The sequence below is a fragment of the Enterobacter sp. BNK-14 genome (assembly GCF_047456095.1).
Taxonomy (GTDB): Bacteria; Pseudomonadota; Gammaproteobacteria; order Enterobacterales; family Enterobacteriaceae; genus Enterobacter; species Enterobacter kobei.
The window spans coordinates 3,629,837-3,649,290 of the sequence record NZ_CP179897.1; the positions used below are offsets into that span (position 1 = coordinate 3,629,837).

Annotated in this window: 14 protein-coding genes; 10 read left to right on the forward strand and 4 right to left on the reverse strand. The window is 56.8% G+C overall.

The window, feature by feature from the left end; translation table 11 throughout:
- Positions 1 to 11 precede the first annotated feature (11 nt).
- The 4 genes from gluQRS to thpR all read right to left on the reverse strand — a co-directional run bounded on the left by gluQRS (position 12) and on the right by thpR (position 2,843).
- Positions 12 to 902 (reverse strand): tRNA glutamyl-Q(34) synthetase GluQRS, encoded by an 891-nt coding sequence (gluQRS, locus tag ACMGGM_RS17245; protein ID WP_014882603.1) that lies wholly within the window; start codon positions 900 to 902, stop codon positions 12 to 14.
- Between the two features lie 59 nt (positions 903 to 961).
- A complete protein-coding gene (dksA, locus tag ACMGGM_RS17250) occupies positions 962 to 1,417 on the reverse strand; it encodes an RNA polymerase-binding protein DksA (RefSeq protein WP_001155232.1) in 456 nt (151 codons plus the stop codon).
- Between the two features lie 176 nt (positions 1,418 to 1,593).
- Positions 1,594 to 2,298 (reverse strand): DNA/RNA nuclease SfsA, encoded by a 705-nt coding sequence (sfsA, locus tag ACMGGM_RS17255; RefSeq protein WP_014882604.1) that lies wholly within the window; start codon positions 2,296 to 2,298, stop codon positions 1,594 to 1,596.
- A complete protein-coding gene (gene thpR / locus ACMGGM_RS17260; RefSeq protein WP_048995952.1) occupies positions 2,298 to 2,843 on the reverse strand; it encodes an RNA 2',3'-cyclic phosphodiesterase in 546 nt (181 codons plus the stop codon). The genes sfsA and thpR overlap by 1 nt, the downstream gene beginning before the upstream one ends.
- 73 nt (positions 2,844 to 2,916) lie before the next feature.
- On the opposite strand from thpR, the gene hrpB reads away from it, so the two are divergent.
- The 10 genes from hrpB to fhuB all read left to right on the forward strand — a co-directional run bounded on the left by hrpB (position 2,917) and on the right by fhuB (position 19,376).
- Positions 2,917 to 5,346 (forward strand): ATP-dependent helicase HrpB, encoded by a 2,430-nt coding sequence (gene hrpB / locus ACMGGM_RS17265; protein ID WP_063861884.1) that lies wholly within the window; start codon positions 2,917 to 2,919, stop codon positions 5,344 to 5,346.
- Between the two features lie 182 nt (positions 5,347 to 5,528).
- Positions 5,529 to 8,054, forward strand: coding sequence for a bifunctional glycosyl transferase/transpeptidase (gene mrcB, locus ACMGGM_RS17270; protein ID WP_014882607.1), 2,526 nt, complete (start codon positions 5,529 to 5,531; stop codon positions 8,052 to 8,054).
- Between the two features lie 344 nt (positions 8,055 to 8,398).
- Positions 8,399 to 8,971, forward strand: a complete 573-nt coding sequence (locus tag ACMGGM_RS17275) for a fimbrial protein (protein WP_023332117.1) — start codon at positions 8,399 to 8,401, stop codon at positions 8,969 to 8,971.
- Positions 8,972 to 9,013: 42 nt separating this feature from the next.
- Positions 9,014 to 9,727, forward strand: a complete 714-nt coding sequence (locus tag ACMGGM_RS17280) for a molecular chaperone (protein ID WP_023332118.1) — start codon at positions 9,014 to 9,016, stop codon at positions 9,725 to 9,727.
- A gap of 20 nt (positions 9,728 to 9,747) precedes the next feature.
- Positions 9,748 to 12,225 carry a fimbria/pilus outer membrane usher protein gene (locus ACMGGM_RS17285; protein WP_414149055.1) on the forward strand — a complete coding sequence of 826 codons (2,478 nt, stop codon included), beginning with the start codon at positions 9,748 to 9,750 and terminating at the stop codon, positions 12,223 to 12,225.
- Between the two features lie 13 nt (positions 12,226 to 12,238).
- On the forward strand, positions 12,239 to 13,243 hold the full coding sequence (locus tag ACMGGM_RS17290; protein WP_063943988.1) for a fimbrial protein: 1,005 nt from the start codon (positions 12,239 to 12,241) through the stop codon (positions 13,241 to 13,243).
- 205 nt (positions 13,244 to 13,448) lie between these two features.
- Positions 13,449 to 15,659, forward strand: a complete 2,211-nt coding sequence (gene fhuA, locus ACMGGM_RS17295; protein WP_047624634.1) for a ferrichrome porin FhuA — start codon at positions 13,449 to 13,451, stop codon at positions 15,657 to 15,659.
- A 50-nt stretch (positions 15,660 to 15,709) separates the two neighbouring features.
- Entirely contained in the window at positions 15,710 to 16,507 is a 798-nt protein-coding gene (gene fhuC, locus ACMGGM_RS17300; protein WP_059372497.1) for a Fe3+-hydroxamate ABC transporter ATP-binding protein FhuC, read from the forward strand.
- Entirely contained in the window at positions 16,507 to 17,397 is an 891-nt protein-coding gene (fhuD, locus tag ACMGGM_RS17305; RefSeq protein WP_014882614.1) for a Fe(3+)-hydroxamate ABC transporter substrate-binding protein FhuD, read from the forward strand. Before fhuC ends, fhuD begins: the two co-directional genes overlap by 1 nt.
- Positions 17,394 to 19,376: a Fe(3+)-hydroxamate ABC transporter permease FhuB gene (fhuB, locus tag ACMGGM_RS17310; RefSeq protein WP_023332122.1), complete on the forward strand. Its 1,983-nt coding sequence runs from the start codon at positions 17,394 to 17,396 to the stop codon at positions 19,374 to 19,376. Before fhuD ends, fhuB begins: the two co-directional genes overlap by 4 nt.
- The last annotated feature ends 78 nt before the right edge of the window (positions 19,377 to 19,454 follow it).

Sequence of the window (19,454 nt, forward strand, 5' to 3'; positions counted from 1 at the left end):
AAAGCGGCTAATCATAGCTCAGCGCAACGCATTTGAGAATGCTGGATTTTTGGCACCGCCGTGAGCGTCCATTGCGCGATGGCCATTTTCAGCAGTTCGTCAATACGCAGATCCTGCCATTCGTGGGTTACATTTTGGTTGAGAAATCGCAGCGCGTCGATCAAAACAGGACGCGGATCGCCGTCTGGCAGGGCTGGGGCGTGGTTTTGCTTGGACAGTTTAATGCCCTGCGCATTGACCGCCAGCGGCAGATGAAGATAACCCGGTACCGTCCAGCCAAACTGCTGATACAGCGATATTTGCCGCACGGTAGGTTCGACCAGGTCTGCCCCGCGCACAATTTCCGTGACGCCCTGGAAATGGTCGTCGACGACCACGGCCAGGTTATAAGCAAACAGACCATCACGACGGTGAATAATAAAATCTTCGCGCGCCAGACGTTCATCGGCACGGATCTCTCCGGAGAGCAGATCGTGGAAACGGGTGACGGGCGCACGTTGCAGCAGGCGCACGGCGGCGTTCTCCGGGGGATGATTGAGCGTACGGCAGTGCCCGTCATAGACGCCGCCAACGCTCTGGATACGCGCGCGGGTGCAGGTGCAGTTGTAGGAAAGCCCTTGCTCAGCGAGCCAGGCCAGACGCTCCCGATACGCCTCGTGGCGTTTTGATTGCCAGAGAACCTCGCCGTCCCAGTGCAGGCCGTAATGTTCCAGCTGACGCAGTATGGTCTCTGCAGCACCGGGAACTTCACGCGGCGGGTCAATATCTTCTATGCGGACGAGCCATTTGCCCTGGCTGGCGCGAGCCTGCAGGTAGCTGCCGAGCGCGGCAATTAATGAGCCGAAGTGTAATTCACCGGAGGGAGATGGCGCGAAGCGCCCGATATAGTGTGATTCAGACATATCAACGTTAACAAGGCGGGAGAGACTCCCGCCTTTGGAGTGGGTAAACAGCGCTGGTATTAACCGGCCATCTGTTTTTCGCGGATTTCGGCCAGTGTTTTACAGTCGATGCACAGATCGGCGGTTGGACGCGCTTCCAGGCGACGAATACCGATTTCAACACCGCACGATTCGCAGTAGCCAAAATCTTCGTCTTCGACTTTTTTCAGCGTTTTCTCGATCTTTTTGATCAGTTTGCGTTCGCGGTCACGGTTACGCAGTTCGAGGCTGAACTCTTCTTCCTGAGCGGCACGGTCTACCGGATCCGGGAAGTTTGCAGCTTCATCCTGCATATGCGTAACGGTGCGATCGACTTCATCCCTGAGTTGATTACGCCATGCTTCAAGAATACGCTTGAAGTGCGACAGCTGGGCTTCGTTCATATACTCTTCGCCCGGTTTCTCTTGATACGGCTCCACCCCAGCGATGGCGAGAATACTCAGGGACGATGTTTTACGGTTTTGCCCTTCTTGCATGTTGCTTCTCCTTAACACGCACTATCGATCCCCGTGTTGGGGGAAAAATCAGGTCGCTATAAATAGCAGATGCTTTTCCGTATGGCAATTATCTAAACGTAACACTTGACAAGCCTGTGAGGAAAAGCGTATTTGCGCACGCGGCCAGAACACATAATCATCAATCGTCTAATCCCTTATAAGACAATGGGAAGAGAGGATCTCAGAGTCATATTATCGGCAGAAAGTTCCGCCTTATAAGCGAAAACCTCTACCCCCTGCTTTTGTGCCTCATTCAACAATTGCGCGTATTTAGGGTCAATATGGCGGGCAGGTGAGAACCGTTCAATGGCTGAATGCAGTACCGCAAACAGCAGTACGGCGCGTTTGCCCGCCGCCGCAACACTCATTAGCTCCCGCAGGTGCTTCTGTCCACGTAGCGTAACCGCATCCGGGAAGTAGCCATTTTCCTGTTCCGCTAACGTCACTGATTTTACTTCAATATAGCACTCCGGCCTGTCTTCCGCCTGTAACATGAAGTCAATTCTGCTGCTTTCATCGCCATATTTCACTTCACTTTTATGCGTACCATAACCCACCAGTTCGGGAATAGTGCCATGGGTCAGCGCTTCCTTAACCAGTTGATTGGCGCGCAGGGTATTAACGCAAATAAATGCCCCACTTTGTGTCTCAGTTATTTCCCAGGTATGGGGATATTTGCGTTTAGTATTTTCTGAAGTGGAATACCAGACCGTGTCACCCGGCGTGGCGCAACCGGTCATGGCTCCGGTGTTGGGGCAGTGCAGAGTGAGCGTTTCCCCCTCAGGTGTCACCACGTCGGCGAGGAAGCGTTTGTAGCGTTGGATCAGCGTGGCGGGCTGGAGTGCAGGGCTAAACTTCATCAGGATTCCTTCATCGTGTCGCCCAGCGTCCAGCGCTGTAGCGGCGTGTAGCGTGTGCGTCCTTGAGCAAAGACAGATTCATAAAGCGCGAATGCATTGACCGGGAAAGCCCAGTGAAAACCCGGGGCCGGGAGGGCAACGGCCTGACCGGCATCGCGCAGCAGCGTGATATGCGGATGAAATGGCTGCGGGCTCTGATAACAGCCGCTGCGCGCCGCCTGCGCGCGCAGCATATTCGCCAGCTGCAATAATCCGCGCGGTGGCTGGCGCGTGCCCAGCCAGACCACGCGCGAACGTAGCCATTGTCCTGCATCGTCGAGGTGCAGCGTAAACGGCGGCTGAGAAATCCGCCCGGCCACGGCGGCTAACGCCCGCTGTTTCCCGGCACTTACGTCGCCCAGGAATGCCAGCGTCAGATGCAGGTTCGCGGCCGCAACGGGCCGACCTGCTTCCGGTGGAAAATGTTCAGCGCGCCAGCGTACGATTTGCCGCTGAACAGGGGCGGGCAGCTCAATGGCAAAAAACAGTCGTTTTGACTCAGACATACGGGGGACTCGGTAATGATATGCGCCGATGCTACAATGTACGCCGACTAATGTTAACCCTCTGGAGCTGTTAGTGTCCTCATTGCCAGTCGCCGTCGTCCTTCCCGAGCTTCTTGCTGCCTTACACCACGCCCCGCAGGTTTTGCTTAACGCGCCTACGGGGGCGGGCAAATCCACCTGGCTGCCGCTACAGATCCTCAAAGAAGGGAAGATTGCCGGAAAAATCATCCTGCTGGAGCCGCGCAGGCTCGCCGCACGCAACGTGGCGCAGCGACTGGCGGAACTGCTGAACGAAAAACCGGGCGAAACGGTAGGTTATCGGATGCGTGCCGAAACCTGCGTTGGCCCGTCCACGCGCCTTGAAGTGGTTACCGAGGGCATTCTCACCCGCATGCTGCAAAACGATCCGGAACTGACCGGCGTGGGGCTGGTGATCCTGGATGAATTCCACGAACGCAGCCTGCAGGCGGATCTGGCCCTGGCGCTGTTGCTGGACGTCCAGCAGGGGCTGCGCGACGACCTCCGGCTGCTCATTATGTCGGCGACGCTGGATAACGCGCGGCTGCAGCAGACGCTGCCTGATGCCCCAGTGATTGCCTCCGAAGGTCGTGCATTCCCGGTGGAGCGGCGCTATCAGCCGCTACCTGCCCATCAGCGTTTTGACGAAGCGGTGGCTGTCGCCACGGCTGAACTGCTTCGTCAGGAGCCGGGGTCGCTGCTGCTATTTTTACCCGGTGTGGGAGAAATCCAGCGCGTACAGGAGCAACTGGCATCACGGGTGAGTAGCGACATTATTCTGTGTCCGCTCTATGGCGCGCTGTCGCTGGCCGATCAGCGTAAAGCGATCCTTCCCGCCCCGGCGGGGCAGCGCAAGGTGGTGCTGGCGACCAATATCGCGGAAACCAGTTTGACCATCGAAGGCATTCGCCTGGTGGTGGATAGCGCCCAGGAGAGGGTGGCCAGTTTTGACCCGCGCACCGGGCTGACTAAGCTGCTCACGCAGCGCATCAGCCAGGCGTCGATGATCCAGCGTGCGGGCCGTGCCGGGCGTCTTGCGCCGGGCATTTGTCTGCATTTGACCAGCGCGGAGCAAGCTGAGCGTGCCGCACAGCAAAGCACGCCAGAAATTTTACAAAGTGATTTGTCTGGCCTGGTGATGGATCTCCTGCAATGGGGCTGTCCTGACCCTGCCCAGCTCACATGGCTCAACCCTCCGCCAGCGGTTAACTTCACGGCGGCGCGCAGCCTGCTGACTCAGCTTGGCGCGCTGGAAGGCGAGCGTCTGACGGCGCGCGGGCAGAAAATGGCGGCGCTGGGTAACGATCCGCGTCTGGCTGCTATGCTGGTGGCCGCGCAGGGGAACGATGAAATTGCCACGGCGGCCAGGCTGGCGGCTATCCTTGAGGAGCCGCCGCGCGGTGGCACTAGCGATCTGGGACAGGCATTTTCGCGTAATCAGGGGAACTGGCAGCAGCGGGCGCAGCAGCTGGCCAAACGCCTGAATAGCCGGGGCGGTTCACCTGACAGCGATAAAATTGCCTCCCTGCTGTCAGAGGCCTTCCCGGACAGAATTGCCCGCCGCCGCGGGCTGGACGGGCGCTATCAGCTGGCAAACGGCATGGGGGCGATGCTGGACAGCGATGATGCGTTAACGCGTCACGAATGGCTGATTGCCCCGCTTTTGCTTCAGGGGAGCCACTCTCCTGACGCACGTATTTTACAGGCGTTTGCCGTAGACATTGATGCCCTGACCCGCGCTTGTCCGCAGCTGCTGCAGCAGTCCGATATCGTGGAATGGGATGAGACTCAGGGCACGCTGAAGGCGTTTCGCCGCAGTCAGATTGGCAAACTGACGCTCGGGACGAAACCGCTGGCGAAGCCGTCAGAAGAAGAGTTACACCAGGCGATGCTGAACGGCATCCGGGAAAAAGGGCTGAGCGTACTGAACTGGACGCCGGAAGCTGAACAGTATCGTATACGCCTGCACTGCGCCGCGAAGTGGCTGCCGGAACACGGCTGGCCAGCGGTGGATGATGAGACGCTGCTGGCTACGCTTGAGCACTGGCTACTGCCGCAAATGAGCGGCGTACACTCCTTGCGTGCGCTCAAGGCGCTTGATGTTAAGACCGCGTTACAGAATTTACTGGACTGGTCATTACGTCAACGTCTGGATAGTGAGCTGCCTGGGCATTACACTGTGCCCACCGGGAGCCGGATTGCCATTCGTTATCATGAGGATAATCCTCCGGCGCTGGCGGTACGGATGCAGGAGATGTTTGGTGAAGCCACCACACCGTCTATCGCAGAAGGGCGTGTGCCGTTGGTGCTTGAGCTGCTGTCGCCTGCGCAGCGTCCGCTGCAGATCACCCGCGATCTGGGCGCGTTCTGGGCGGGAAGTTACCGGGACGTGCAGAAAGAGATGAAAGGGCGCTATCCCAAACACGTCTGGCCGGACGATCCGGCGAACACGGCGCCGACACGGCGGACGAAGAAGTATTCGTGAATCAGGGGAAGAGGGGAGTGCGGCCTGGATTGTGCGGGCTGGATTGTGCGGACTGATGCCCTCACCCCGGCCCTCTCCCACAGGGAGAGGGAGAAAACTAATTTTGAGAGATTTCTTCTTTCACAGGTCAGTGGAAGAAATGAGAATCGGGCCTTTGCGCCTGAACGTTGCGGAGAAAAAGCATGGCGGGGAATGACCGCGAGCCAATAGGACGTAAGGGAAAACCCACGCGTCCGGCGAAAGAAAAGGTAAGCCGTCGTCGCCTCAGAGATGAGGACTATGACGATGACTATGAAGACGATTATGAGGATGAAGAACCGATGCCGCGTAAAGGAAAAGGCAAAGGGCGCAAGCCTCGGGGCAAACGCGGCTGGTTCTGGCTGCTGCTGAAGCTGTTCATTGTTTTTGTTGTGCTGATGGCGATTTACGGCGTTTATCTGGATCAGAAGATCCGCAGCCGTATCGACGGTAAAGTCTGGCAGTTACCTGCGGCAGTGTATGGCCGTATGGTGAACCTTGAGCCAGATATGTCCATCAGTAAGAACGAGATGGTGAAACTGCTGGAAGCGACCCAGTATCGTCAGGTGTCGAAGATGACGCGCCCTGGCGAATTTACCGTTCAGGCGAAAAGCATTGAGATGATCCGCCGTCCGTTCGACTTCCCGGACAGCAAAGAGGGGCAGGTGCGCGCGCGTCTGACCTTTGACGGCGATCGTCTGGATACCATCGAGAACATGGATAACAACCGTCAGTTCGGTTTCTTCCGTCTCGATCCGCGTCTGATCACCATGCTCTCGTCGGCAAACGGCGAGCAGCGCCTGTTTGTGGCGCGTAACGGCTTCCCGGATCTGCTGGTGGATACGCTGCTGGCAACCGAGGACCGTCACTTCTACGAGCACGACGGCATCAGCCTCTATTCTATCGGCCGTGCCGTATTGGCGAACCTGACCGCGGGTCGTACCGTGCAGGGGGCGAGTACGCTGACTCAGCAGCTGGTGAAGAACCTGTTCCTCTCCAGCGAACGCTCTTACTGGCGTAAAGCCAACGAAGCGTACATGGCCGTGCTGATGGATGCGCGTTACAGCAAGGATCGTATTCTTGAACTGTACATGAACGAGGTTTACCTCGGTCAGAGCGGCGATAACGAAATCCGCGGCTTCCCGCTGGCAAGCCTGTACTACTTTGGCCGCCCGGTGGAAGAGCTGAGCCTGGACCAGCAGGCATTGCTGGTGGGCATGGTGAAAGGGGCGTCCATCTACAACCCGTGGCGTAACCCGAAACTGGCGCTGGAGCGTCGTAACCTGGTCCTGCGTCTGCTGCAACAACAGCAGGTGATCGATCAGGAACTGTACGACATGCTGAGCGCGCGTCCGCTTGGCGTGCAGCCGCGCGGTGGGGTGATCTCTCCTCAGCCTGCGTTTATGCAAATGGTGCGTCAGGAGCTGCAAAGCAAGCTCGGTGATAAGGTCAAAGATCTCTCCGGCGTGAAGATTTTCACCACCTTTGACTCCGTGGCCCAGGATGCAGCAGAAAAAGCCGCGGTGGAAGGTATTCCGGCACTGAAGAAACAGCGCAAGCTGAGCGATCTGGAAACCGCCATGGTGGTGGTTGACCGCAACACCGGCGAAGTACGCGCGATGGTGGGCGGTGCCGAGCCGCAGTATGCGGGCTATAACCGTGCCATGCAGGCGCGTCGTTCGATTGGTTCTCTGGCAAAACCGGCGACCTATCTCACCGCCCTGAGTCAGCCGAATCTGTATCGTCTGAACACCTGGATTGCCGATGCGCCAATCTCACTGCGTCAGCCTAACGGTCAGGTCTGGTCCCCGCAGAACGATGATAAACAGTTCAGCGGCCAGGTTATGCTGGTGGATGCGTTGACCCGTTCCATGAACGTCCCCACGGTTAACCTCGGTATGGCGCTGGGCCTGCCTGCGATTGTCGACACCTGGCAGAAACTGGGCGTGTCGAAAGATCAGCTGCATCCGGTTCCGGCGATGATTCTGGGGGCACTTAACCTGACGCCGATCGAAGTGGCACAGGCGTTCCAGACCATTGCCAGCGGCGGTAACCGTGCGCCGCTTTCGGCCCTGCGCTCGGTGATTGCCGAGGATGGCTCCGTGCTGTATCAGAGCTTCCCACAGGCAGAACGTGCGGTGCCTGCGCAGGCGGCCTATATGACGCTGTGGACCATGCAGCAGGTTGTGCAGCGCGGTACTGGCCGTCAGCTGGGGGCGAAATATCCGGGTCTGCATCTGGCGGGTAAAACCGGGACCACCAACAACAACGTCGATACCTGGTTTGCCGGTATTGATGGCCGTGAAGTGGTGATCACCTGGGTAGGCCGTGATAACAACCAGCCAACCAAGCTGTACGGTGCAAGCGGGGCGATGTCGATTTACCAGCGCTATCTGGCGAATCAGTCTCCGGTGCCGCTGAACCTGGTTGCGCCGGAAGATATCGTCGATATGGGCGTGGACGGTTCCGGTAACTTTGTTTGCGGCGGTGGGATGCGTACCCTGCCGGTCTGGACCACCAATCCGGACTCCCTCTGCCAGCAGAGCCAGCCTGAACAGCCAACGGGCAACCCGTTCGATCAATCTTCTCAGCCTCAGCAGCCGCAGCAACAACAGCCGCAGCAGCAGAATGAGAAGAAAGACAGCGATGGCGTAGCCGGCTGGATTAAGGACATGTTTGGCGGGAATTAATTAATTCCCTGAATAAAAGGCCGCTTTATTTTAAAGCGGCCTTTTTTATTGTTTACAGTCCGCAATCCTTTAAAAAAAGTTAATTCAAAATTAAGAATTCCTAAGATTCATTATTTTTTATTTAAAACATAGTCTTGTACGCCATTATGTGCAGGAGGTTTTTAGGCTATCTGGACACTGGTAAGAATGATCTGATTTAATCGCCTCAAGGAATCACAGGCTTTCCTGAAACATGGCTGGGTTAATTACCCCTGTATGAGTGATATGAGCGCTTAAATAACATTCTGACGCACAGTATTGGGGCGGGAATGGATGACTGCATCGATATATATAAGGATATGATTATGAGTAAGTATGTTCTTTCTTCATTTTTGGCTGCAAGCATAATGGCAGCGCTGTCTCTGCCAGCATTTGCCGGAAACGATTCTGGCACGGTGAACTTTGCCGGGAAAGTGGTGGCCGACACCTGTGAAATTAATGTTGATGGCTCCGGTACGACCTCGTCAACCGTCACGTTCCCCGATACCTATGCGTCGGACTTTGGCACTGATGGCGCAGTGGGCACCAGCAAAACGTTTAATATTGAAGTGAAAAAATGTGACCCGCTGGTTGCCAAACTCAACCTCAAATTCAGCGGAACGACAACGGATGCCGCGCATAAACGTCTGAAGAACGACCTCAGCGGCGCCGGTAATGCCACCAACGTTGGCATCATCGTCAGCAATGAAAACGGCACGAAAGACGATGTGGTATTTGATGGCTCCCTGCCTTCGACGGGAACGGATGTGGCTAACGATGCGACGGGAACAAATGCGTCAGTCTTTAACTACATCGCGAAGGTGATTCAGATTGGTGATACTGCACCCACCGCAGGCCGCTATTCTTCTTCGGCAACTTTCGAGGTTGTCTATCGCTAAGTCATTACTGGCAGCCTTTATGGCTGCCTTTTGGAAAGTTGTATGAAGACTTTATTTAAATTGTTATGTGGTTGTTTAATTATTTCATGTCTGTCAGCGCAAGCCAGTGTGGTTTTGGGTGGTACTCGTATTATTTATCCATCAAATAAAGCTGAAGTACAAATAGCCCTTAAAAATAAAGATCCCCATACGCGTTATCTGGTACAAAGCTGGGTCAGCTATGTCAATAATGCAAAAGCGCCCTTCGTTATTACCCCTCCTGTTTATAAGCTGCAGGAAAATCGTCAAACCCTTTTACACGTTATTTTTACTGGCGATAAAAAAAGCCTGCCATCAGACCGTGAATCGCTGTTCCTGGCGAATGTGAAATCGGTCTCCGCGCTGTCGCCTGAGCTGAAAGAGAAAAATACCCTGCAGTTCGCGATGAAAACGCGGCTGAAGCTTTTCTGGCGCCCGTCTCAGTTAAAAGAGGCCGATGCGCTGGTGGCGGATGAAAAAATCACGTTCCGTCGTCAGGGCGACACGCTTATTGCCAACAACCCCACACCGTTTTACGTCTCCTTTGGCGAGCTGGCCGTGGGCGGGAAAAGCGTACCGGTGAAAGAGACCGAAACCACGCCGGGGGCTATTTCGATGATGGTTGCACCGTTTAGCGAGCAGCATTTTGCGTTGCCAAAAGGGGCGACGGGTGCGGTGACCTGGACGGCAATCAATGATTTTGGGGCGCAAACCCCTCAGCGCAAGCAGGCCCTTTAACGGGATCGTGTTGGAATGCTATGTCCTCTCCCTCTCGCCAAAAACAGGTATGGTCCGGGATCGTGCTCGCGCTGTTCGTCGCGATCCCGCCTGCGTGGGCTGATGACGAATTCAACCTGCGGATCCTTGAGCTGGATACGCCGCTGGAAAATACCGCTACGCTCAAAAACTTCATTAATGATAACGGCTTGCTGGCAGGGCGCTATCTGACCACCATCATGTGGGATCGGGACGTCGTGGATAAACGCGAGGTCACCTATGTGCTTTCTGACGATAAGCAGCAGCTTCTGCCGGAGCTGACCAAAGCGGATCTGCGTGAATTCGGCGTGAACGTCGACGCGGTGCCGGATCTCAAAGATATGGACGATGCGGCCTGCATTCGGGATATCTCCCATTTCATCGAACATGCTCGCTACGATTACAATCAGGATAACCAGACCCTGACGCTGGTCATTCCCCAGGCCTACCGCAACCGCGCGGCTGCGGGCGCCATTAACCCGAAATTCTGGGATGACGGTGCTCCGGCGGCCTGGACAAGCTATCAGCTCAGCGGTTCTCAGCAGCACTACAGCACGGGTCAAACCTCATCAACCTGGCTTGGCCTGACGTCGGGTCTTAATCTGGGCGCGTGGCGGCTGCGCAACAACAGTACCTGGAGTGACTCTTCGGGCTGGGAAGCCATCGCCACCACCCTGCAGCGCGATATCAAAGCGCTGAAAAGCCAGCTTGAACTGGGCCAGACGTACACCAACAGCGAGCTGTTCGACAGCGTGCAGATGACCGGCCTGACGCTGGAAACGGATACGGCGATGCTACCGGTCAGCCAGCAGGGGTTTGCGCCAGTCGTGCGGGGGATTGCCAACAGCGATGCAAAAGTCACCATTAAGCAAAACGGCTACACCCTTTATCAAACCAACGTCTCGCCGGGGCCATTTGAGATCCGTGATTTAAGCCAGGTCGCCTCCGGCGCGGATCTGGAAGTCACCGTTGAAGAGGCGGATGGCTCGGAGCATAGCTTCATACAGGCCAGCGCGTCGGTGCCGGTCCTCCAGCGTGAGGGCGGGTTTAAGTATTCGCTGGCGGCCGGGCGTTATCGCGGCAATGAAGGGGAAGATGAGCCCACCTTTGTGCAAGGTACGGCTATTTATGGCCTGCCGTATGGCGTGACGGCCTACACCGGCGCTCAGGGGGCGTCGATGTATCATGCACTATTGCTGGGGGTTGGCGCGGATTTGGGTCACCTGGGCTCAGCCTCGGTGGATATCACCACCGCGAGAACCGCCTTTGATGACGGACGTGATGACGCAAATGGACTCTCATGGCGAGCGCAGTATTCAAAAGATATTCCCGACACAGATACCACCGTCACGCTTGCCAGCTACCGCTATTCCACCTCCGGGTTTTATACCTTTCAGGAGGCTATCGATCAGCGCGACAGCGAGATTGATGACGGCATTTATACCTATCGCAGAACCAACAACCGCCGAAGCCGCATGCAGGTAAACCTTTCCCAGCGGCTTTCTGACTGGGGTTCGGCGTATCTTAACGGCTATCAGCAGGATTACTGGGATATGGACGGCCACGAGCGTAGCGTCAGCGCCGGGCTGAGCTCCAGCTGGCGGAATATTACCTGGTCGATAAGCTACAACCTGACCCGCACGCCAGATGCCGATGCCGATCGGCAACTGGCGCTGAACGTCAATATCCCGTTATCGCACTGGCTCTCTAACGCGTGGGCAAACTACAGCGTAAATACCGCAAGCGGCGGGTATGTCTCGCACCAGGTGGGGATCGGGGGGACCGCGCTTGAGGATAACAAGCTGAGCTTTAACCTCCAGCAGACCTACGCCAACAAAGATACGGGCTATGGCGGCAGCGTATCCGGGCGCTATCGCGGCTCGTCCGGCGAAGTTGGCATGGGGTACAGCTACGGCGGGGATAACCGCCAGTGGAACTATAACGCTCAGGGATCCATCGTGGCTCACGGTCAGGGCATTACGCTGGGGCAGCCCGTGCGGGACGCTTTCGCGATTGTACACATCAACGACGGAGAGGATGTCAACGTTCAGAGCGGCCGCGGCATTTATACCGATGCGTTTGGTAATGCCATCGTGCCGTCGCTTACCGCTTACCGACACAACACCCTCACGGTAAACACGCAGGAACGCAGCGATATTGATATTGACGCGGCAACGTTAGATCTCGTGCCGACAAAAGGCGCGGCGATACTGGCGAACTTCGAGGCCCGCGTTGGGCGTCGCGCGCTGGTCACTCTGCGTCATCAGGGTAAACCAGTGCCGTTTGGTGCCATCGTGGCGCTTGATAACACCACCGCGATTGTCGGGGATGATGGCGAGGTCTACCTCTCAGGGCTTAATGGACACACATCGTTCAGCGCGCAGTGGGGAGAGGCGGGCGACGAACAGTGTCATGGCGTCATCGATTTACCCGATGACAATGGCGAGGGAATCATTAATACCGCGGTCAATTGCCAATGAGGCTGGAGAGAAAATGCGCGTGACTATTCTGGTGAGAACCGTTATCTCTGCCGTACTGCTGGTCGCCGCCGCGGGGGTACATCCGGCATTTGCTCAATGTACTTTCAGCGGCGGGGATGGATCTGGCGGCATTGTTACCTTTCAGCTTCCAGCGGTCTTTATGCTCGATCCCGATACCCCTGTGGGGACCGTAATTTATGATAATGCCGTCGAATCCAATGAAATTACGGTGCACTGTGGCGGAGCTGACGCGCAAATCCGGCGCGGCTATTTGACCCTGACGGATGCCGACGCGCGTGAGGACGTTCTGCCGGGAGTCTATAAAACCAACGTGCCGGGGATTGGCATCCGTGCGGCGGCGTCAAGCGAACGGTTGCCCGACTATATAGAGGAGGACCTCATTCGTCCCTGGCAGTATTATGGCTACAAACATGGCGGGTCTGATGGCACCCACGTCTTTCGGGCCGCCGCTCAACTGGTGGTCATCGGCCAGGTCCAGGACGGGATGCTGGATACCTCGCGCCTGACCGCGCAGGATACGCTCGGCGGTGTCGTGGTCGGTGAAATGCGTTTTTCGCCCACCAGCGTCCATATTACGACCAATACCTGTAATCTGGTTGACCGTAACATTTTTGTTCCTCTCAAAACGGTCAATTCTCAGGATTTTGACGGGCAATACTCAGAGATACTGACTGACGGTGGTTTTAAGATTGCAATAAACGACTGCGCGGCGGGAACAAAGATTGACTATCAGTTCACCCGCACGGGGTCGACGGGGGTGACCAACGGCTCGATTTTGGGCATTGCATCCGGTGATGCTGCCGCACAAGGGTTGGGGATTCAAATTCTCGACAGCAACGATACCGTCCTTCAGTTTGACCAGACCTATACTGCGATATCCGCTACGCAGGACAAGGTGCCCGCAGAGATCCTCCTGAAGGCCCGCTACGTAAAAACGGGGGAGGTCAAACCCGGAAAAGTCGAGGCGGTCGCCACGTTCGAGCTGTTTTACCGCTAATGCTTCCCGCCCGCTCCGGCGGGTTTTGGCGATCCTTTCGCTAACATCATTAACCCCCTGTTTTCATCTGGTTAATTCTTAATCCCTCAATTCTCGTAGGGCCGCTTATTGCTTGCTATGCAACCGGCGTTTCGCCTATTATTCTTGCGCTCATAATAATAATTCTCGTTTACGTTATCATTAACCTTTCCATCAGAGATACAACATGGCGCTTTCCAATACTGCTCAGCCAATCAACACGTCGCTGCGAAAAGTCGCGGTCGTCGTAGCCACAGCGGTTGCCGGCATGTCGGCTTATGCACATGCTGCCGAAACCCCGAAAAAAGAAGAAACCATTACGGTAACCGCAGCGCCTGCGGCACAGGAAAGTGCCTGGGGACCGGCACCCACGATTGCGGCCAAGCGCACCGCCACGGCGACCAAGACCGATACGCCAATTGAGAAAACCCCGCAGTCTATTTCCGTAGTCACTCGTGAAGAGATGGACATGAAGCAGCCGGGGACGGTGAAGCAAGCGCTGGCCTATACGCCGAGCGTTTTTGCTACTCGCGGTGCATCAACAACATATGATGTAGTTTCTATCCGTGGTTTCACCACTTCCACAACCGTGAATACTAACCAGTACCTGGACGGGATGAAGCTACAGGGTGATAACTATTCTGAAGCGTCAATGGATCCCTATTTCCTTGAGCGTGTCGAACTGCTGCGTGGCCCAACATCCGTTCTGTACGGTAAAAGCCACCCGGGCGGCGTGGTCAGCATGGTCAGCAAGCGCCCAACGACCGAGCCACTGAAAGAAATCCAGTTCAAAATGGGTACCGATAACCTGTGGCAAACCGGGTTTGATTTTAGCGATGCGATTGATGATGACGGCGTGTGGTCATACCGCCTCACCGGTCTGGGGCGCAGCGAAAATGCACAGCAGGAAATGGTTAAGTCCACCCGATACGCCATTGCACCCGCTTTCAGCTGGCGTCCTGACGATAAAACGGATTTCACCTTCCTGAGTAATTTCCAGAGCGATCCGGATGCAGGCTATTACGGCTGGCTGCCGCGGGAAGGCACCGTTGTGCCGTACTATGATGCCAATGGCAATGCGCACAAGCTGCCGACAGACTTCAATGAAGGTGACGAAGACAACAAGATCTCCCGTCGCCAGAAGATGGTGGGCTACAGCTTCTCACATGAGTTTGACGATACCTTTACCGTACGTCAAAACCTGCGCTATACCAAAGTTAATACCCTCTACCGTTCTGTTTACGGCAACGGCTACATCGCGCCGGGGAAAATCAGCCGCGCCTATGTACGTTCTGATGAAAACCTGAATTCTTTTACAGTTGATACCCAGCTGCAATCCAAATTTGCGACCGGTGCAGTGGATCATACCCTGTTAACGGGTGTCGATTACTTGCGCATGCGTAACGATATCGATGCTGATTACGGCACCGCTGACCCTATCAGCATGAGTAATCCGCAGCATAACAATGCCAATATCAACGTGAACTTCCCGTATGCCGTGCTCAATCGTCAGGAACAAACGGGCCTGTACGCGCAAGATCAGGCTGAATGGGATAAGTGGGTCATGACCCTTGGCGGACGCTATGATTTCGCCAAAACGTCCACGTTGACGCGTTCCTCTGACACGACGGCTGAAATCAACGATCGGGCGTTCACCTGGCGCGGCGGGATCAACTACCTGTTTGATAACGGTATTACGCCGTACTTCAGCTACAGCGAATCCTTCGAGCCTATTTCCGGTGCAACCCAGGGCGGTAAACCGTTCGATCCGGCTCGTGGCAAACAGTATGAAGCGGGCGTGAAGTATGTACCGAAAGATCTGCCAGTGGTTGTGACTGCAGCGGTATACCAGCTGACTAAAAACAACAACCTGACGGCCGATCCGGCGAACCCGACCAGCGGCTTTAGCGTACAGGGCGGTGAAATTCGTTCCCGCGGGTTCGAACTGGAAGCGAAAGCGGCAGTAACGGCAAACGTTAATGTGACGGCATCCTATAGCTTTACTGATGCAGAATACACGCACGATACCTGGTATGAAGGCCGCCGTCCGGCGGAAGTGCCGCGTAATATGGCGTCTCTGTGGACAGATTACACCTTCCACGAGACGGCGTTGAGCGGTCTGACGGTAGGGGCGGGAACCCGATACATCGGTAATACCGTTTCTTACTACTCTGCCTCGTCGCCAAAAGCCTACCAGTCGTTCAACGTCGCGGGCTATGCGCTGGCGGATGCGACCGTGAAGTACGACCTGGCTCGCTTTGGGCTGCCGGGCTCTTCTGTCGGTGTCAACGTAAACAACATCTTCGACCGCGAATACGTCTCCAGTTGCTACAGCGAATATGCGTGTTACTGGGGAGCAGGACGTCAGGTTGTCGCCACCGCGACCTTCCGCTTCTAATCTCTTTTTGGGCACGGTTCGCCGTGCCCTTTTTATTTAAGTTGGCTGATATGCAGGATAATCAAACGCAAACCGACACCACCTTCACGCTCAATCATCTCTCCTTTCGCGTACCCGGACGCACGTTGCTGCATCCGCTCTCTCTGACGTTCCCGGCCGGTAAAGTGACGGGCCTGATTGGTCACAACGGTTCCGGAAAATCCACGCTCCTTAAGATGCTGGGACGCCATCAGCCGCCGTCTGAAGGGGATATCCTGCTGGACGGACAGCAACTGGAGAGCTGGAGCAGCAAAGCCTTTGCGCGCAAAGTGGCCTATCTGCCGCAGCAGTTGCCGCAGGCGGAAGGGATGACGGTGCGTGAGCTGGTGGCGATTGGGCGTTATCCGTGGCACGGGGCGCTTGGGCGCTTCGGCGCGGCTGACCGGGAGAAAGTGGAAGAGGCGATTGCGCTGGTTGGGCTAAAACCGCTGGCGCACCGTCTGGTGGATAGCCTGTCTGGCGGTGAGCGTCAGCGGGCGTGGATTGCAATGCTGGTGGCTCAGGACAGCCGTTGCCTGCTACTGGATGAGCCTACCTCTGCGCTGGATATTGCCCATCAGGTCGACGTGCTGGCGCTGGTACACCGGTTAAGCCAGCAGCGTGGCCTGACGGTGATTGCGGTCCTGCACGATATCAACATGGCGGCTCGCTACTGCGATTATCTTGTCGCGTTACGCGGCGGCGAAATGATTGCGCAGGGAACACCGTCAGAATTAATGCGCAGCGAAACGCTGGAACACATTTACGGTATTCCAATGGGTATCTTGCCTCACCCGGCTGGGGCTGCACCGGTGAGCTTCGTGTACTGATGCTGGACAACACATTTATCAGCCGTCGTCGCCTGTTGACGGCAATGGCGCTCTCACCCTTGCTGTTTAACATGACGACGGCGCGTGCTGCCGCAGTCGATCCTCACCGCATTGTGGCGCTGGAGTGGCTGCCGGTAGAGCTGATGATGGCGTTGGGTGTCACGCCCTATGGCGTGGCGGACATCCCTAACTATAACCTCTGGGTGAACGAGCCGAAGCTGCCGGACTCGGTGATTGACATCGGCCTGCGTACGGAGCCAAACCTCGAACTGCTTACCCAAATGAAACCGTCATTCCTGTTCTGGTCTGCGGGCTATGGCCCGTCAGAAGAGACCATGGCACGTATTGCGCCAGGGCGCGGTTTTTCCTTTAGCGACGGTAAAAAACCGCTGACCGTGGCGAAAAACTCGATCAACGAGATGGCGCATTTCCTCAACCGTGAAACGGAAGCCAAAAAGCATCTCGATGAATTCGATGCCCTGATTGACGCCCTGAAGCCGCGCTTTGCCGGGCGGGGCGATCGCCCGCTGCTGATGGTGACGCTGCTGGATGCCCGCCATATGCTGGTATTCGGTAAAAACTGTCTGTTCCAGGAGGTGCTGGACAGCTTTGGCATTCGCAATGCGTGGGAAGGGGAGATGACCTTCTGGGGCAGTACCGCCGTCGGTATCGATCGTCTGGCGGCGTTTCGTGATGTGGATGTGCTGTGCTTTGACCACGGCAACGAGCGCGAAATGCAAACGCTGATGGCGACGCCGCTCTGGCAGGCGATGCCGTTTGTGCGCGAGAAGCGCTTCCAGCGTGCGCCCGCTGTGTGGTTCTACGGCGCGACGCTATCGGCCATGCATTTTGCCCGCGTACTGGATAACGCGCTGGGAGGTAAAGCATGAGTACCCGTATCGCGCGTTTCCCGGTTCTACTGCTGTCCGTGCTTTTTCTGGCTGCACTGTCATTCACCGGGTTCAATCTCTCGACGGCGTTACCGCGTGCGCAGTGGGGAGCCGCGCTGGTCTCGCCGGATATCGACAATATTCAGCAGATGCTGTTCCACTACAGCCTGCTGCCGCGTCTGGCGATCTCCCTTTTGGTCGGGGCCGGTTTAGGCCTTGTAGGCGTTTTGTTCCAGCAGGTGTTACGTAACCCGCTGGCGGAGCCAACCACGTTGGGCGTCGCTACCGGGGCGCAGCTTGGGATCACGATCACCACGCTGTGGGCATTGCCCGGCGCGTTAACCTCGCAGTTTGCGGCCCTCGCGGGGGCGTGTGTCGTAGGGGCGCTGGTCTTTGGTGTGGCCTGGGGGAAACGCCTTTCTCCGGTAACGCTGATTCTTGCCGGGCTGGTTGTCAGCCTCTATTGCGGTGCGATTAACCAGCTGCTGGTGCTGTTCCATCACGATCAGCTGCAAAGTATGTTCCTTTGGAGCACCGGCACGCTCACCCAGACCGACTGGAGCATCGTGCAGCGTCTGTGGCCGCAGCTGGCGGGCGGGGTCGTGCTGACGCTGCTGCTCCTGCGTCCGCTGACGCTCATGGGGCTGGATGATGGCGTGGCGCGCAACCTGGGGCTGGCACTGTCGCTGGCACGCCTGGCGGCGCTCACGCTGGCGATTGTGCTGAGCGCTCTGCTGGTTAACGCGGTTGGCATTATCGGCTTTATCGGTCTCTTTGCGCCGCTGCTGGCAAAAATGCTCGGGGCGCGTCGGCTGCTGGCGCGTCTGCTGCTCGCACCGTTGATCGGGGCGCTGATCCTCTGGCTTTCCGATCAGATCATTCTCTGGCTGGCCCGCGTCTGGATGGAAGTGTCTACCGGGTCAGCAACGGCGCTTATCGGTGCGCCGCTGCTGCTGTGGTTGCTCCCGCGTTTGCGCAGCATCAGCGCGCCTGCGATGGACGCGGGCGATAAGGTCTACGCGGAACGTCAGTCGGTACTGTGGTTTAGCCTTGCCGGTCTGGGAGTCTTGCTTCTCGCCTCGTTTGCCGCACTCGCGTTTGGGCGCGATGCCGCAGGCTGGCACTGGGCAACGGGTGATTTACTCAACGAATTACTGCAATGGCGCTGGCCGCGGATCCTCTCCGCGCTTATTGCCGGTGTGATGCTGGCGGTTGCGGGCTGTATTATTCAGCGTCTGACCGGTAACCCGATGGCGAGCCCGGAAGTGCTGGGGATCAGCTCCGGTGCCGCCTTTGGCGTGGTGCTGATGCTGTTCCTGGTGCCAGGGAACGCGTTTGGCTGGTTGATGCCTGCCGGGAGTATCGGTGCGGCGGTGACGCTGATGATTATTCTGATTGCCTCTGGCCGCGGCGGATTTTCCCCGCACCGGATGTTGCTGGCCGGGATGGCGCTCAGCACGGCCTTTACGATGCTGTTGATGATGCTGCAGGCGAGTGGCGATCCGCGAATGGCGAAGATCCTGACCTGGATTTCTGGCTCAACCTACAACGCGACCGCCAGCCAGGTTGTGCATTCCGGGATCGTAATGATTGTGCTGCTGGCGATTGTGCCGCTGTGTCGTCGCTGGATGACCATTCTGCCGCTCGGCGGTGAAACCGCGCGGGCTGTGGGCATGGCGCTGACGCCTACGCGTGTCGCACTTCTCCTGCTGGCAGCGTGCCTCACGGCAACGGCAACCATGACTATTGGCCCGCTGAGCTTCGTCGGGTTGATGGCACCGCATATCGCCAGAATGATGGGGTTCCGCCGGACAATGCCGCACATTGTGATGTCAGCCCTGACGGGCGGAGTCATTCTGGTATTTGCGGACTGGTGTGGAAGGATGGTGCTGTTCCCTTACCAGATCCCGGCGGGACTGCTGTCGACCTTTATAGGCGCGCCGTATTTTATTTATCTGTTGAGAAAGCAGAGTCGGTAATAAAAGTAAACGGCAATCCTTAGATTGCCGTTTTAGGGTTTGCTCCCTCTCCCTGTGGGAGAGGGTTGGGGTGAGGGC